Origin of the sequence: Brachybacterium paraconglomeratum (genome assembly GCF_003994255.1) — a bacterium.
GTDB lineage: Bacteria > Actinomycetota > Actinomycetes > Actinomycetales > Dermabacteraceae > Brachybacterium > Brachybacterium conglomeratum.
This window is the reverse complement of record NZ_ML133854.1, coordinates 146208-161076: the sequence shown is the minus strand read 5'-3', so window position 1 is coordinate 161076 and position 14869 is coordinate 146208. Positions and strand designations below refer to the sequence as shown.

Sequence of the window (14869 nt, the reverse complement as noted above, 5' to 3'; positions counted from 1 at the left end):
CTCAGCGGCCGAGCGCGCTCTTGCGCGCGGTGGGCTTCGCGGCGTCGGGTTCACGCAGGTACATCGGCTCGGTGCTCGTGAGGTCCTCGCCGCGGGCGGCGAGGACGGAGGCGGCCAGCAGCAGGTGCCCGGCGTCGACGTGCTCGAGCTCGACGGTCGCGGGCAGCAGCTCGGGGTAGAGCGCGGTGCCGGAGCCGACGAGCAGGTCGCAGGCGGTCAGCGCGGCGGCGACCTCGGCGGGGGCGTCCACGGCCGGCTCCGCGATGCGGAGGATCTCGCCGTCCACCTCGCGGCGGTAGCGGGCGTGGTAGACCTCGCGGCGCCGGGCGTCCAGCGCCACGCCGACGGTGATGGGGCCGCGCTCGGCGGGCACGGCGGCGAGGGCCTCGTGGGCGAGGGCGTCGAGGGAGCTCAGGCCATGCAGGGGCACGCCGAGCACAGAGGCGATCGAGCGGGCGGAGACGAGCCCCACGCGCAGGCCGGTGAAGGGGCCCGGGCCGCGGCCGACGACCACGCCGGTCAGCTCGCCGCGGGTGACGCCTGCGGCCTGCAGGGTCTCCTCCACCAGGGCGAGCAGCACCTCGTCGTGGTGGCGGGAGCGCGTGTCGGAGCGGACGGCGAGGATCTCCGGCGAGGGATCCGTGCTGTCGCCGGCGAGCTCTCCGCGGGCGACGGCGACGCTCACGGCGCCCGAGGTGTCGATTCCCAGCAGCATCAGCGCTCTCCCTCGGCGGTGTCGGTGGTCGGACGGGCGGAGGCCGGCCCCTCGGCCGTGGTGGCCGGGGCGGCAGGGTCGCCGGCGGCCGCGGCGTCGGCCGTGCCGTCGAGCCCCGCCACCGCGGCGAGCGCCGCCTCGAGCGCGGCGATCGCGGCGCCGTCCCAGCGGGGCCCGCGCGGGGTGAGCCGCAGCGTGCGGGGCTCGTCCGGGTCCAGCGGGTCGTCGACCCGGTCGGGCCGCTCGAGCTCGACCAGCAGCACCGAGTCCGCGAGATGCTCGACCCGGTCCCTGCCCCATTCCACGACGGTCACGGCGCGGTCGAGGTCGGCCTCGAGGTCGAGGTCGTCGATCTCGCCCTCGCCGCCGAGGCGGTAGGCGTCCACGTGCACGAGGTCGGGGCCGCCCGTGAGGCTCGGGTGGACCCGCTCGATCACGAAGGTGGGCGAGGCGACGGGGCCGCGCACGCCGAGGCCGGCGCCGAGTCCCTGGGTGAAGGTGGTCTTGCCGGCGCCGAGCGGTCCGTCCAGGACCAGCAGGTCGCCGGGACGCAGCGCCCCGGAGAGCGCCTGGGCGAGGGCGCGGGTGCCGTCCGCGTCGCGGGTGCGCAGCACGACGGCGCCGTCGGACTCCCCCGCCGCACCGTCCGCGCTCCCGGCCGCGCCGCTCCCCTGGGCCTCGCTCATGCGCGCACCTCCCGGGTGACGCGCCCGGAGACGGAGGTCAGCACCTCGTAGGGGATGGTCTCCGCGGCGCGGGCCCAGTGGTCCGCGGTCGGGGCGGAGGGGGCGTCGGGCTCTCCGCCCGCGTCGCCGAACAGGACCACCTCGTCGCCGGCGCGAGCGGCGGTCTCGGGGCCGAGGTCCACGACGATCTGGTCCATGCTGATCCGGCCCACCTGGGGGACGCGGCGGTCCCCGCTCTGGGTGCGCACGAGCACGTCGATGCTGTCCGAGGCGGTGCGGTGGAGGCCGTCGGCGTAGCCGATCGGCACCAGGCCCAGGGTCGTGGCGCGGCTGGTGCGGTGGATGCGGCCGTAGCCGACGCTGTGCCCCTCGGGCACCTCCTTGACCAGCGCGAGCCGGCTGGAGAGGGTCATCGCGGGGCGCAGCGGGACGTCGGCCGGGACCGGCGGGTAGCCGTACAGCGCGATGCCGGGACGCACGATGTCGCGGTGCAGATCGGGGCGGGTGAGGGTCGCGGCGGAGTTTGCGATGTGCTGCAGCGGGATCGGTCCGACCTCGTCCTCGAGCGCCTCGCAGGCCGAGTCGAACAGCTCCGCCTGCTGGTCGGTGGCGGGGCCCTCGGGATCCTCCGCGCTGGTCAGGTGGGTCCAGGCGGCTGTGAGCTGGAGGAAGTCGTCGTCGCGGATCGCGGCGCCCATCTCCCGGACCTGCCAGGGCAGGACGCCGTTCCGGCCCATGCCGGTGTCGATCTTGAGGTGCACGCGGGCGCGACGGTCCGCCTCGCGCGCCGCCGCGGCGACCAGCTGCAGCATCTCCGGGGAGCCGACGGCGACGTCGACGCCGGAGCGGAGCACCTCGGGAAGCACGATCTGCGCGGTGTGCGGCTCGTACAGCCAGGTGAGGATCTGCGCGTCGAGGTCCGCGCGGGCCAGCGCCAGGGCGCTCGCGGGGTGGGCGACGCCGAGCCAGGTCGCGCCGCCCTCGATCGCGGCCCGGGCGGCGGTGAGCATCCCGTGCCCGTAGCCGTCGGCCTTCACGACCGCCATCAGCGCCGTCTGCTCCTCGAGGAGGGTCCCCAGCGCCCGCGTGTTCTGCGTGATCGCGGAGGGGTCGATCACCGCCCGGTTGGGCACGTGCCGGGGGTCCTCGGCAGGGATCGGGATGGTCATCTGGCTCCTCGGTTCAGGTCCTGGGCGTCCGCCAGGATAGTCCCGATGGCCTCCGGCAGAGAGTCCGCGACGTCGAGGGCGACCAGGGGGTGCAGTCCGTCACGCGAGGCGAGGCGCCCGGCGCGGCCGTGGAGCAGCGCCGCGAGCGCGGCGGCGTCGGGGCCGGGCAGGCCCGCGGCGAGGAGGGCCCCGAGCACCCCGGCGAGGACGTCCCCGGTGCCGGCGGTCGCGAGCTGGGGCGTGGCGTCGTCCTGGGAGCGCAGCGGCCCGCCGTCGCCGGGGGCGACAAGCGTGATCGCGCCCTTGAGCAGCACGGTCGCGCCGGTCGCCGCGGCGAGCGCCCGGGCGAGCTCGGGCGCGGGCAGGTCCGGGTCGATGTCGAGGCGGCGGGCGAGGCGCTCGGCCTCGCCGCGGTGCGGGGTGAGCACCACGTCGGGGCAGAGACGGGTGCCGGGGTCGATCGCCCCGAGCGCGCCCGCGTCGAGGACGCCGCGGCGCGGCGCCTCCGCCGGGACGTCCATCTGCCCGGCCAGCAGCGCGACGCCCCTGCGCACGCGGGGGTCGTCGCCCGGCAGGCCGGGGCCGATCACGACGGCATGGGTGCGGGCGAGGGTCTCGTCGTCCAGCACCCGGCCGCCGGCGCGACCGGGGCCGACGGGATGGCCGACGGTCTCGGGCCGGGCCCGCAGCACCAGGTCGAGCACGGCCTGCGGGGCGAGGCAGCGGACCATCCCCGCGCCGGTCCGGGCGGCGCCGGAGACGGCGAGGACGGCCGCGCCCGGGTACTGCTCGCTGCCGACGGCGAGCGCGACCACGCCACGGCGGTACTTGGTGGAGTCGCGGCCCGGGCGCGGGAGCAGGGCGCGCACGTCGGCGTCCTCGAGCCGTTCGACGGCTGCCCGGGCCGGGAGGTGCTCCTCGAGGCCGAGGTCCACCAGGTGCACGGTCCCGGCGAGCTCGGCCCCGCCCGGCAGCAGCAGTCCCGCCTTCACGGCGCCGAAGGTGACGGTCTCCCGGGCCGGGAGCGCCTCGGGGGCGGCCTGCCCGGTGGTGGCGTCGACGAAGCTCGGCAGGTCGGCGGCGAGGACGGGCACGCCGCTGTCTCGCACCGCCTCGAGCAGGGGCAGGAGCTCGGCGGGGACCTCGGGGCGGCCGCCGATCCCGAGGATCGAGTCGATCACCAGGTCGGCGCCGCAGAGGAGGTGGGCGAGGCGCTCCTCGTCGAGGCTCGCGAGGGGGTGGAGGGTCCCGCCCGCCGCCTCCAGCGCGGCGGCCCCCTCCTCGTGGCGGCGCGGGGCGGCGGTGATCGCATCGGCGGCCAGGGAGTGCTCGCGACGCAGGATCGCGGCGGCGTGCAGGCCGTCGCCGCCGTTGGACCCCGCCCCGGCCAGGACCAGCACCTGCGGGGCGAAGGGCGCCGAGCGCAGGTGGTGGACGGCGCGCTCGGCCAGCGCCGCGGCGGCGCGGAGCATGAGCGGCTCCCCCGCCTCGAGCAGGGGCCGCTCGGCCTCGCGGACCGCCTCGGCGCCGTGGGCCCGCAGCATCACAGGCTCCTCGGGACGGAGGAACGCTCGGCGACGACGATCGCGGTCGCGATCGCGCCGTCGTGCGAGAGGGAGAGATGCAGGTGCTCGACGTCCTGTCGCTCGGCGGCGGCGAGGGTCGCGCCCCGCAGACGCAGGTGCGGGCGCCGGCCGGCGGCGCGCTCGACGGTCACGTCCTGCCAGGAGAAGTCGCCGGGCGCGCCGAGGGCCTTGCCCACCGCCTCCTTCGCGGCGACCCGGGCCGCGCGCGAGGCCGGCGAGAGCTCCCGCTCCCCCGGGGTCAGGAGGCGGTCCAGCAGGGCGGGGGTGCGGGAGATCATCGCGTCCAGGCGCGGGATGTCCACGACGTCCACGCCGACGCCGACGATCGTCCCGTCCTCCTGCGGCGCGAACGCCCGGCCACCGAAGGTCTCGTCGGGGCCGGGCGTCGGGGTCGCGGTGGGAAAGGTGCTCACGGGGGCAGTATCACACCACCGGCCGCCTCGCGGGGCGAGGAGGTCGATCGGGCGCGGGGTCCCGGCGGGCTCCTCACCCGACGGGGCGGGTCACTCGACGGTGACGGACTTCGCGAGGTTGCGGGGCTGGTCCACGTCCAGGCCCTTCGCGGTCGCGAGCTCGCAGGAGAAGATCTGCAGCGGGATCACGGTCAGCAGCGCCGCGAAGAGGGTGCGGGTGGCGGGCACGCGGATCACCTCGTCGGCGTAGGGCAGCACCGCGTCGTCGCCCTCCTCGGCGATCACCAGGGTGCGGGCGCCGCGGGCGCGCACCTCCTGGATGTTGGAGACGACCTTGGAGTGCAGGGAGTGGCGGCCGCGCGGGGAGGGCACGATGACGAACACCGGCTGCCCCTCCTCGACCAGGGCGATCGGGCCGTGCTTGAGCTCGCCGGCGGCGAAGCCCTCGGCGTGGATGTAGGCGATCTCCTTGAGCTTGAGCGCGCCCTCCATCGCCGTCGGGTAGCCGACGTGACGGCCCAGGAACAGCACGCTGGTGACGTCCTTCATGTCCTTCGCGAGCTGCTCGACCTTCGCGGAGCTGTCCAGGACCTGCTGGATCTGGGCGGGGATCTGCTCGAGGTCCTCCATCAGCGCCGCGATCTCGTCGGGGAAGAGGTTGCCGCGCACCTGGGCGAGGAACAGGCCCAGCAGGTAGCTGGCGACGATCTGGCCGAGGTACGCCTTGGTGGAGGCGACCGCGATCTCGGGGCCGACGTGCAGGTACAGCGCCGCGTCGGACTCGCGCGGGATGGTGGAGCCGCGGGTGTTGCACAGCGCGATCACCTTCGCGCCCTGCTCGCGGGCGTGGCGCACCGCCATCAGGGTGTCCATCGTCTCGCCGGACTGGGAGATCGCGACGACCAGGGTCTTCTCGGTGACGACCGGGTCGCGGTAGCGGAACTCGTGAGCGAGCTCGACCTCGGTGGGGATGCGGCACCAGTGCTCGATCGCGTACTTCGCGACGGCGCCGGCGTTCGCGGCGGTGCCGCAGGCGATCACGACGATCTTGTCGATGCTGCGCAGCACCGAGGGGTCGATCTCCATGTCGTCGAGCTGGAGGGTGCCGTTCTCGAGGCGGCCGCGGAGGGTGTCGGCGACGGCATCGGCCTGCTCGTGGATCTCCTTGGCCATGAAGGAGTCGTAGCCGCCCTTCTGCGCGGCCGCGGCGTCCCACTCGATGGTGTAGCGCTTGGCATCGGTGACCTCGTTGCCGTCGAAGTCGACGATCGCGACCGAGTCGGCGGAGACAGTGACGACCTGGTCCTGGCCGATCTCGAGCGCCTCCTTGGTGGAGTCGACGAAGGCGGCGACGTCGGAGCCGAGGAAGTTCTCGCCCTCACCGAGGCCGACGACCAGCGGGGAGTTGCGGCGGGCGGCGACGACGACGTCCGGCGCGTCGCGGTGGACGGCCAGGAGCGTGAAGGCGCCCTCGAGGTTCGCGGCGGTGCGGCGCATCGCCTCGGTGAGGTCTCCGGCGACCTCCATCTCGCGGGCGACCAGGTGCGCGGCGGCCTCGGAGTCGGTCTCGGAGGAGAAGGTGAAGCCGTCGGCCTCGAGCTCGGCGCGCAGCGCGGCGAAGTTCTCGATGATGCCGTTGTGGACCAGGGCGAGCTCGCCGTCGCGGCCGCCGAGGTGGGGGTGGGCGTTGCCGTCCGTGGGGCCGCCGTGGGTGGCCCAGCGAGTGTGCGCGATGGCGACGTGCCCGGTGGACTCCGAGGAGCCCTCGAGCGCCTCGCGGAGGTTCACGAGCTTGCCGGCGCGCTTGGTCACGCGCACGGCGCCGTCGTCCAGGACGGCGACGCCCGCGGAGTCGTAGCCGCGGTACTCGAGGCGGGCGAGGCCCTGGAGGGCCACGTCCACGGGACGGGAGGAGGGTGCTGCGGCGCGGGGGCCTGCGTATCCGACGATTCCACACATGCCGCTCACCGTAGCTTTCCGCGTCCCGCACGACGCCGCGCACGCAGGATCCGAGCGAGTCGTTCCTCACCTCGCGGCCCCTCGCCGCGCAGGCGTGGCCGAGCGTGCACGGGACCGATCAGAAATGCGCAGACGGGCCCGGGCGCGCTGGTCGCACCACCGCGTCCCCTGCCTCCGGTCGTGCCGTCGGACGCGGCCGGGCAGGGTGCCGGGACGCGCCGGGCCGAGGGCCGCGAGCGGCTCCGACCGGTGCGTCGACGCACCGCTGCACGGCACGGCGCCGGAATGCTGGAAGAATCTCCCGCATGAAGGCAGCATCGGCGCACGCCACGGTCACCCCGTTCGAGGAGATCCTCCGGGAGGACTGGGCCCGGCTCTCCCAGCAGACCCCGCTGCCGCTGAGCGAGGAGGACGTGGACCGCCTGCGGGGCCTCGGCGACCGGGTGGACCTCTCCGAGGTCGACGCCGTCTACCGCCCCATCTCGCGCCTGCTGAACATCCAGGTCGCGGCCGCGCAGTCGCTGCGCCGGGCGCGGGAGGAGTTCCTGGACCAGCGCCAGCAGCGCACCCCGTACATCATCGGCGTGGCCGGCTCGGTGGCCGTCGGCAAGTCGACCACCGCCCGCCTGCTGCGCGAGCTCATGGCCCGCTGGCCCGAGACCCCGCGCGTGCAGCTCGTGACCACCGACGGCTTCCTGTACCCCAACCGCGTGCTCGAGTCGCGCGGGATCATGCAGCGCAAGGGCTTCCCGGAGAGCTACGACCGGCGCCGTCTGCTGCGCTTCGTGGCGGACGTGAAGGCCGGACAGGAGCGGGTCGAGGCGCCGGTCTACTCCCACCTGACCTACGACATCCTCGAGGACGAGAAGGTCGTGGTGGAGCAGCCGGACGTGCTCATCGTCGAGGGCCTCAACGTGCTCCAGCCCGCCCGGCCCCGCCGCGACGGACGGCTCGGCATGGCCGTCTCGGACTTCTTCGACTTCTCCGTCTACGTCGACGCGCGGGCCGAGGACGTCCAGCGCTGGTACGTGGATCGCTTCCTCGCGCTGCGCCGCACCGCGTTCTCCGACCCGCGCTCCTACTTCCGCCGCTACGCCGACCTCACCGACGAGGAGGCCGCGGCGACCGGCCAGCGGATCTGGGGCTCGATCAACGGCCCGAACCTCGCCGAGAACGTGATCCCCACCCGCGGCCGCGCCGACCTCGTGCTGCGCAAGGACGGCCAGCACCGGGTCCACTCGGTGCTGCTGCGGAAGGTCTGAGCCCCGGGCTCCCCCTCCCCATGCACGCTCCCGGCCCTCGGTCACGGACACGCCCACCGAGAACACCGAAACCCGGCACCGGGGCCGGAGAACGGTGATCTCGATGGGCGTGCCGCGGGAGACCGGGCCCGGCTCAGAGCCCGACGCGCTCGCGGACCACGACGGCGAGGCGCTCGGCCACGGCGGTGGCCTGCTCGTCGGTGGGGGCCTCGACCATCACGCGCACGACGGGCTCGGTGCCGGAGGGGCGCAGCAGCACCCGGCCGGTCTCCCCGAGCTCCTCCTCCGCCGCCGCGATCGCGTCACCGACACCGCGGTCGATGGTGGCCTTGGCCTTGTCGACGTCCTTGACGTTGATCAGCGCCTGCGGCATGCGGGTCATCACGGACTTGAGCTCAGCGGCGGTGCGGCCGGTCTCGGCGATGCGCTGCAGCAGGTGGAGGGCGGTGAGCTCGCCGTCGCCGGTGGTGGCGTGCTCGGCGATGATCACGTGGCCGGACTGCTCGCCGCCGATGGAGAAGCCGCCGAGGTTCATCTCCTCGAGCACGTAGCGGTCGCCGACGGCGGTCTGCCCCAGCACGATCCCGTGCTCCTTCATGGCGAGCTTGAGGCCGAGGTTGCTCATCACCGTGACGACCAGGGTGTCCTCGTGGAGCTTGCCGCGCTCCTTGAGGTCCAGGGCCAGGATCGCCATGATCTGGTCGCCGTCGATGATCTCGCCCGCCGCATCGACGGCGAGGCAGCGGTCGGCGTCGCCGTCGAAGGCCACGCCGATGTCGGCGCCGTGCTCGCGCACCGCGGCCTGCAGCGGCTCGAGGTGGGTGGAGCCGACGCCGTCGTTGATCAGCCCGCCGTCGGAGCAGTCGCCGATCACGTGCACGGTCGCGCCGGCGCGGCGCAGCGCCTCGGGGCCGGAGATCGCGGCGGCGCCGTTGGCGCAGTCGGCGACGACGGTGAGGCCTTCGAGGGAGCGGTCCAGGGTCGAGGCGAGGTGGGTCACGTACTCCTCGATCGCGCCCTCGTAGCGGGTGATGGTGCCGACGCCGGTGCCCTGCGGGCGCTCCCACTGCTCCCCGAGGCGGGCCTCGATCGCGTCCTCGACCTCGTCGGGCAGCTTGGTGCCGCCGCGGGCGAAGAACTTGATGCCGTTGTCGGGCGCGGGGTTGTGGGAGGCGGAGATCATCACGCCGAGGTCCGCGCCCGTGGACTGCACGAGATAGGCGAGGCCCGGCGTAGGCAGCACCTCGGCGTCGAGCACATCCACGCCCGCGGAGGCGAGGCCGGCGCTGACCGCGGCGGCGAGGAAGTGCCCTGAGGGACGCGTGTCGCGGGCGACGATCGCGCGGGGGCGGGTGCCGCCGAAGGCGCCGAGGGTGCCGAGCACGTGCGCCGCGCCCACGGACAGCTCGACCGCGAGCTCCGCGGTGATGTCGTCATTGGCGCGTCCGCGCACTCCGTCGGTGCCGAAGAGTCGTGCCACGGGGGTCTCCTAGGAAGTATCGGGGGTGGTGCTGCTCCCGGGTCGGGATCGACGGGGCCGACGGGCTCGTCGATGCCGCGGCGACCGGGAGGACGCTGTGAGACTACCCGCTGAGGGTCGTGATTCCGGTGAGATCCCTCGTGCGCGGGGTGCGGCGCGGGTTACGTTGGCGGGATGTCCCGAACGGTCCTGCTCCCTCGACTGCTGCCCTCCGCGATCAGCCACCACGTGGGCGATCGCACGGCGGGCAGGAGCCTCGCCGCCGCGCGCGGCGGGAGCGTGGGCACGGTGGACTGGGACGAGGCGAGCTCGACCCTGTCGGCCCAGGTCACGGACCCCGACGGCGCCCGGCATCACACCGAGGCGGTCCTGACCGAGTACGAGGAGGACGCCGTCTCCCGCCGCTTCCAGACCCCGGGGCCTGGCGGGCTGTGGCGACCGCTCTCCTCGCGCTGCGACTGCCCGGTGGGCGAGGCGTGCCTGCACGTCGGCGCGCTGCTGTACCGGACCAACGACCTCGCCGTCCGCGCCGCGCGGGAGGAGCCTCCCGCGGAGTGGCGCACAGTGCTGCGCCCCCTGCTGAGCTCCCGCGCCTCCTCCGCGCGGTCCGGGACCGTCGCGAAGCCGCTCGCGCTGCGGGTGGATCTCGAGGCGGCGGCCTCGGGCACCGGCACCTCCCGCCACCACCGCGAGGTCGCCACGCCTGCGCATCTCGCCGCCGGCGCCGATCTCTGGCTGGGCCTACGCCCCGTGACCCGCGGACGCAAGGGCCTGTGGATCAAGGGCGACCTCTCCTGGCGCAGCTTCGAGTTCCGCCTCGCGGGCCGCGAGTACGACCCCGCCCAGGGCGAGGCTCTGACCAGGATCTTCGCGGCCGCCTCGGTGGAGCGCTCCTACACCTCCGGCGCAGTCGACCACCTGTGGCTGAACACCATCACCTCGCCCCTGCTGTGGCAGGCTCTCGCCCATGCGCTGGACGCGGGGGTCGAACTGCTGCCCGGCAGCGGCCTGGCCGCGATCTCCCTCGCGCGCGACGGGGAGGCGGGCCTGGACCTGCGCTCCGAGCAGGACTCCGGCGCCCTCGAGGTCGCCCCGCGCTTCGCGATCGACGGCCTCGAGACGGAGCACGGCCGGCTGCTCGGCGGCGCCGGGGTGCTCGAGGCGCTCCCCGCGGACGAGCAGCTGCTCGCCGCCCGCATCGCCCCGCTGCCCACCGCGGTGCCGCGCGACCTGCGCACCCTCCTGCACCGTCGGGAGCCGCTGCGCGTCCCCGCCGCGGACCGCGAGGCGTTCCTCGAGGTCGCCTACCCGAAGCTGCGCGCACTGAGCCCCATGACCAGCCTCGACGGCAGCGTCGCGCTGCCGGCGGCCCGTCGGCCCGCCCTCCACCTCGAGGCCGCCTACGCCGACGGGGACCGGCTCGCCCTGCGCTGGTCCTGGCGCTACCACGACCCGGACCGGCGCCTGCCGATCGACCAGCGCCAGGGAGCGCACCGTGACACCGACCACGAGGACGCGGTGATCGCCGAGGCCATGACCCTGTGGCCCCACCAGCCCACCGACGCCGCCCAGCTCCTCTCCGGCGTGGACACCGCCGAGTTCACCGCCCACGTGCTCGATGCGCTGGACGCCCTGGACCACGTGGAGGTCGAGGTCACCGGCACCCGCCACGCCTACCGCGAGCTCGACGGAGCCCCGCAGGTGCGGATCACCCAGCACGCCTCCCCCGGCAAGAACGACTGGTTCGACCTCGGCTTCGACATCACCGTCGAGGGCCGGCAGATCCCCTTCCCGAGCCTGTTCGTGGCGCTCGTCCGCGGCCGGGACAAGCTGCTGATGCCGGACAGGACCTACTTCTCCCTGGACCACCCCGCCTTCGACGCGCTGCGCGAGCTGATCCGCGAGGGCGAGGCCCTGGCCGAGTGGGAGCCCGAGGTCCAGCGGATCTCGAAGTACCAGGTCGACATGTGGGACGAGCTCGCCGAGATCGGCGACCAGACCGAGGCGAGCGCGGAGTGGACCGCGGTCGTCGACCCGCTGCGCGCCCTCGAGCACCGCCCCGCGCCGCCGCTGCCCCGCGGCCTGCAGGCGGAGCTGCGGCCCTACCAGCGCGAGGGCTTCGCGTGGCTGGCCATGCTCTTCGACCAGGGCCTCGGCGGGGTGCTCGCAGACGACATGGGCCTGGGCAAGACGGTGCAGACACTCGCCCTGATCGCCCATGCCCGCGAGCAGTCCCCGTCGGCCCCGCCCTTCCTCGTCGTCGCCCCCGCCTCGGTGCTGCCGGTGTGGCGTCGGGAGGCCGAGCGCTTCGCGCCGGGGCTGCGCGTGCGGGTGCTCGAGGGCACCTCCGCCTCCCGCGGCGGCGCCGCCGAGGAGGATTTCGAGGGCGTGGACCTGGTGGTGACCAGCTATGCGGTCCTGCGCCTGGACGAGGAGCTCTTCGCCTCGCGCCGCTTCCAGGGCTTCGTGCTGGACGAGGCGCAGTTCGTGAAGAACCGCCGCTCCCGCACGCATCAGGCCGCGAAGCGGGTGCGCGCCGGCATGCGCCTCGCGATCACGGGCACCCCGATGGAGAACTCCCTGGACGACCTGTGGGCGATCCTCGACCTGGTCGCGCCGGGCCTGCTCGGCACCGCGATCGGGTTCCGCAAGCGCTTCACGCTCCCGATCGCGACCGGCGAGGCGCCGCAGCGGATGGAGCAGCTGCGCCGTCGGATCCGCCCCTTCCTGCTGCGCCGCACCAAGGAGCTCGTCGCGAAGGAGCTGCCGGAGAAGCACGAGGAGGTGCTCACGGTGACGCTGTCGCCGGAGCACCGCGCGGTCTACGACTCGGTGCTGCAGCGCGAGCGGAAGAAGGTGCTGGGCCTGATCGACACGGACCTGGACCGCTCCCGCTTCATCGTCTTCCGCTCCCTGACCCTGCTGCGGATGCTGGCGCTGGACCCCTCGCTGGTGGACGCGGAGGAGTACGCGGACGTGCCGAGCTCCAAGCTCGAGGCGCTCTTCGACCGGCTCGAGGAGGTCATCGGCGACGGGCACCGGGTGCTGCTGTTCAGCCAGTTCACGACCTACCTGGACCGGGTCGCCGGGGAGCTCTCGGCGCGCGGGATCGACTTCGCGCACCTGGACGGCTCGACCCGGGACCGCGATGCGGCCGTCAGCGGCTTCCGCGACGGGGACGCGCCGGTGTTCCTGATCTCGCTGAAGGCGGGGGGCTTCGGCCTGACCCTCACCGAGGCGGACTACGTCTTCCTGCTGGACCCGTGGTGGAACCCGGCGGCGGAGAACCAGGCCGTGGACCGCGCTCACCGGATCGGGCAGGACCGCCAGGTGATGGTGTACCGCATGATCGCGGAGGACACGATCGAGGAGAAGGTCCTCGCCCTGCAGCGCCGCAAGGCCGAGCTGTTCGACTCCCTCACCGACGGCGGGGAGGCCTTCCGCTCCGCCGTCACCGCCGAGGACCTGCGCGAGCTGCTGAGCTGACGGGCCGGCGCTGAGCGCCCCGCCGAGCCCGGGCGGGTCTCGCGGTCCGGTCAGTCCCGCCAGACGGGGGCCGCCGCCGCGTATTCGGGCACGTCTCGCTCGATCGTGCGCCCGTCGATCAGCAGCGGCGGCGGCACGGCGATCAGCTCCCGTGCGCCCGAGCGCACGCGGACGGTCGGCACCGGGTGCTCTGCGACGTCCCCGCCGGGGGACCGGGGCAGGGAGTGCAGCGCCTCCGCGGCGCCGAGCAGGCTCACCCGGATCGTGCGGGCACGCCCTTCGGCGAGGGCCTCGAGCACGGCGGCCGCGAGCAGGTGCCCGGTGGCATGGTCGAGGGCCTGGACGGGCAGCGCACCGGGCCGTTCGGAGGTCCCGCAGGCGACGGCGATGCCCGTCGCGGCCTGCACGATGGAGTCGAAGCCCGCCCGCCTGCCCCAGGGACCGGCCTCGCCCCAGGCCGAGAGCGCACCGATCACGGCCTGGGGCGCGAGGGCGGCGAGGTCCTCGGTGCCGAACCCGTGCCGGTCGAGCGCGCCGGGCCGGTACCCGGTGAGGATCACGTCGGCCCCGGCGGCGAGGGAGAGCGCCCGCTCCCGCTGCACCGCGTCACGCAGATCGAGGAGCGTCGACCGCTTGCCCATGCCCGTCGAGAGATGCTGCTCGCGGATCTCCGGTCGATGGGGCGGATCGACGCGGAGCACGTCGGCGCCGAGGCAGCTGAGGAGCTGCGAGCAGGTGGGGCCGGCGATCACCCTGGTCAGATCCAGCACCCGCACCCCCGCGAGGAGCTCGGGCCGGGGGCGGATAGGCGTCGGCGGCTCCCGGGCGCCGCGATCCTCGACCTCGACCCAGCCGTGCCTGGCGCGGTCGCGCGCCTGGGGGTGCTCCTGCCACTGCGCACGGTCGAGCACGCGCACGGCGATCCCACCGGCGGCGGTGACCTCCTGCTCGACCTGCGAGCCAGTCCGTGCGGCGAGAGCACGCTCGAGCCCGGCCCGGTCCCTGATCCCGTAGAGCTTCTGCAACGCAGCGGCGTGATGGGGATGGTTACCGTGCAGGCGCACCCATCCGTCGGCGGTGCGGGCGAAGCCGGAGAGCTCCGCCCAGCTCTCCACGGCGTCCCCGTCGACGCGCAGGTGCTCGAGTGCCGCGAAGGAGGCGACGACGAGCGCGGGGCTCGTCGCAGGGCGGAGGTCGAGGTTGCGGACGCGCGAGAGAGCAGCGGCGGCGGCACGGACCCGCTCCACGACGTCGGCCGCCAGCGTCCCGACGTCGAGGGGACAGGCCCACCAGCGGGCGGAGGAGGTGTCCACGCCCGGGAGGCTACCCTCCGCCCGCCGCCCCGTCAGCCCTCGCCCTCGCTGGCCGCCCAGTCGTAGGGCAGGAACTTCCCGTCGATGGTCAGCACCACCCGATCCCCGCCGGGATGGGCACCGCGGCGCAGATCGATCGAGCAGTTGATCGCGCTCATGATGCCGTCGCCGAACTCCTCGTGGATCAGCGCCTTGAGGGCGGGCCCGTAGACCTGGATCAGCTCCTGGAAGCGGTAGATGGTGGGATCGGCGAGGAGCTCCGGGTCGATCGTGCGATAGGGCTGCCGGATGAGCGCCTCGACCAGGGGCTCGTCGAGGTCCAGCAGCTCGCGCAGCGTCGCGGCGACCGCCGCGGGTGCCGGATGCGCCCCGAGCACCGCCGAGGTCAGCCAGACCACCGGCAGACCTGCGGCTTCGGCGAGCTCCGTCCAGCTCATTCCCTTTGCGCGGCGCCTGGCGTCGATGAGCTCCCCGGCGTCGCGCTTCCCGATCAGGTCCATGTCCCGTCCTCTCGTCGTGGTGGGACGAGACTGCTCGAGCCCCGCGGCCCGGGTCCATATCGGTCCGTCGCTCGAGGTGGACCGTCACGGGCCGATCACGGGACACGGGTGCACGGCACCGCGAACCGGGACGGGGGAGCCGGAGCCCGGACCGGCAGCCGGTGCCTGGGTTCTCGCGCCGGGATCCGGGAGCGGATGGTCGACCACTGGCGTGGGGGGGGGGGGGGGGGGGGGGGGGGGGGGGGGGGGGGGGGGGGGGCCGCCCCCCCCCCCCCCCCCCCCCCCCCCCCCACCCCCCCC

Annotated in this window: 11 protein-coding genes; 2 read left to right on the top strand and 9 right to left on the bottom strand. The window is 74.6% G+C overall.

The window, feature by feature from the left end:
• Position 1 precedes the first annotated feature (1 nt).
• The 6 genes from tsaB to glmS form a co-directional block, all read right to left on the bottom strand.
• Complete coding sequence (tsaB, locus tag DS079_RS08210; protein ID WP_126986437.1) at positions 2–715, bottom strand: tRNA (adenosine(37)-N6)-threonylcarbamoyltransferase complex dimerization subunit type 1 TsaB; 714 nt, start codon at positions 713–715, stop codon at positions 2–4.
• Positions 715–1401 carry a tRNA (adenosine(37)-N6)-threonylcarbamoyltransferase complex ATPase subunit type 1 TsaE gene (gene tsaE, locus DS079_RS08205; RefSeq protein ID WP_126986435.1) on the bottom strand — a complete coding sequence of 229 codons (687 nt, stop codon included), beginning with the start codon at positions 1399–1401 and terminating at the stop codon, positions 715–717. Before tsaE ends, tsaB begins: the two co-directional genes overlap by 1 nt.
• The gene (gene alr, locus DS079_RS08200; protein WP_126986433.1) at positions 1398–2570 is read right to left on the bottom strand and encodes an alanine racemase; all 1173 of its coding nucleotides are present in this window, start codon (positions 2568–2570) and stop codon (positions 1398–1400) included. The genes tsaE and alr overlap by 4 nt, the downstream gene beginning before the upstream one ends.
• Positions 2567–4114 (bottom strand): NAD(P)H-hydrate dehydratase, encoded by a 1548-nt coding sequence (locus DS079_RS08195; RefSeq protein ID WP_126986431.1) that lies wholly within the window; start codon positions 4112–4114, stop codon positions 2567–2569. Before DS079_RS08195 ends, alr begins: the two co-directional genes overlap by 4 nt.
• The gene (locus DS079_RS08190; protein WP_126986429.1) at positions 4114–4569 is read right to left on the bottom strand and encodes a holo-ACP synthase; all 456 of its coding nucleotides are present in this window, start codon (positions 4567–4569) and stop codon (positions 4114–4116) included. The genes DS079_RS08195 and DS079_RS08190 overlap by 1 nt, the downstream gene beginning before the upstream one ends.
• 90 nt (positions 4570–4659) lie before the next feature.
• Positions 4660–6528 (bottom strand): glutamine--fructose-6-phosphate transaminase (isomerizing), encoded by a 1869-nt coding sequence (glmS, locus tag DS079_RS08185; protein ID WP_126986427.1) that lies wholly within the window; start codon positions 6526–6528, stop codon positions 4660–4662.
• Between the two features lie 305 nt (positions 6529–6833).
• Here glmS and coaA point away from each other — a divergent pair, with 305 nt between their 5' ends.
• Positions 6834–7790, top strand: a complete 957-nt coding sequence (coaA, locus tag DS079_RS08180; protein WP_126986425.1) for a type I pantothenate kinase — start codon at positions 6834–6836, stop codon at positions 7788–7790.
• A 133-nt stretch (positions 7791–7923) separates the two neighbouring features.
• Here the strand turns inward: coaA and glmM are convergent, their stop codons facing one another.
• A complete protein-coding gene (glmM, locus tag DS079_RS08175) occupies positions 7924–9270 on the bottom strand; it encodes a phosphoglucosamine mutase (protein ID WP_126986423.1) in 1347 nt (448 codons plus the stop codon).
• 174 nt (positions 9271–9444) lie between these two features.
• Here glmM and DS079_RS08170 point away from each other — a divergent pair, with 174 nt between their 5' ends.
• The gene (locus DS079_RS08170; protein ID WP_126986421.1) at positions 9445–12756 is read left to right on the top strand and encodes a DEAD/DEAH box helicase; all 3312 of its coding nucleotides are present in this window, start codon (positions 9445–9447) and stop codon (positions 12754–12756) included.
• 50 nt (positions 12757–12806) lie between these two features.
• Here the strand turns inward: DS079_RS08170 and DS079_RS08165 are convergent, their stop codons facing one another.
• Both DS079_RS08165 and cynS read right to left on the bottom strand, forming a co-directional pair.
• Positions 12807–14069 carry a CoA transferase gene (locus DS079_RS08165; RefSeq protein WP_126986707.1) on the bottom strand — a complete coding sequence of 421 codons (1263 nt, stop codon included), beginning with the start codon at positions 14067–14069 and terminating at the stop codon, positions 12807–12809.
• Between the two features lie 32 nt (positions 14070–14101).
• Positions 14102–14569 (bottom strand): cyanase, encoded by a 468-nt coding sequence (cynS, locus tag DS079_RS08160; RefSeq protein WP_126986419.1) that lies wholly within the window; start codon positions 14567–14569, stop codon positions 14102–14104.
• Positions 14570–14869 lie beyond the last annotated feature (300 nt).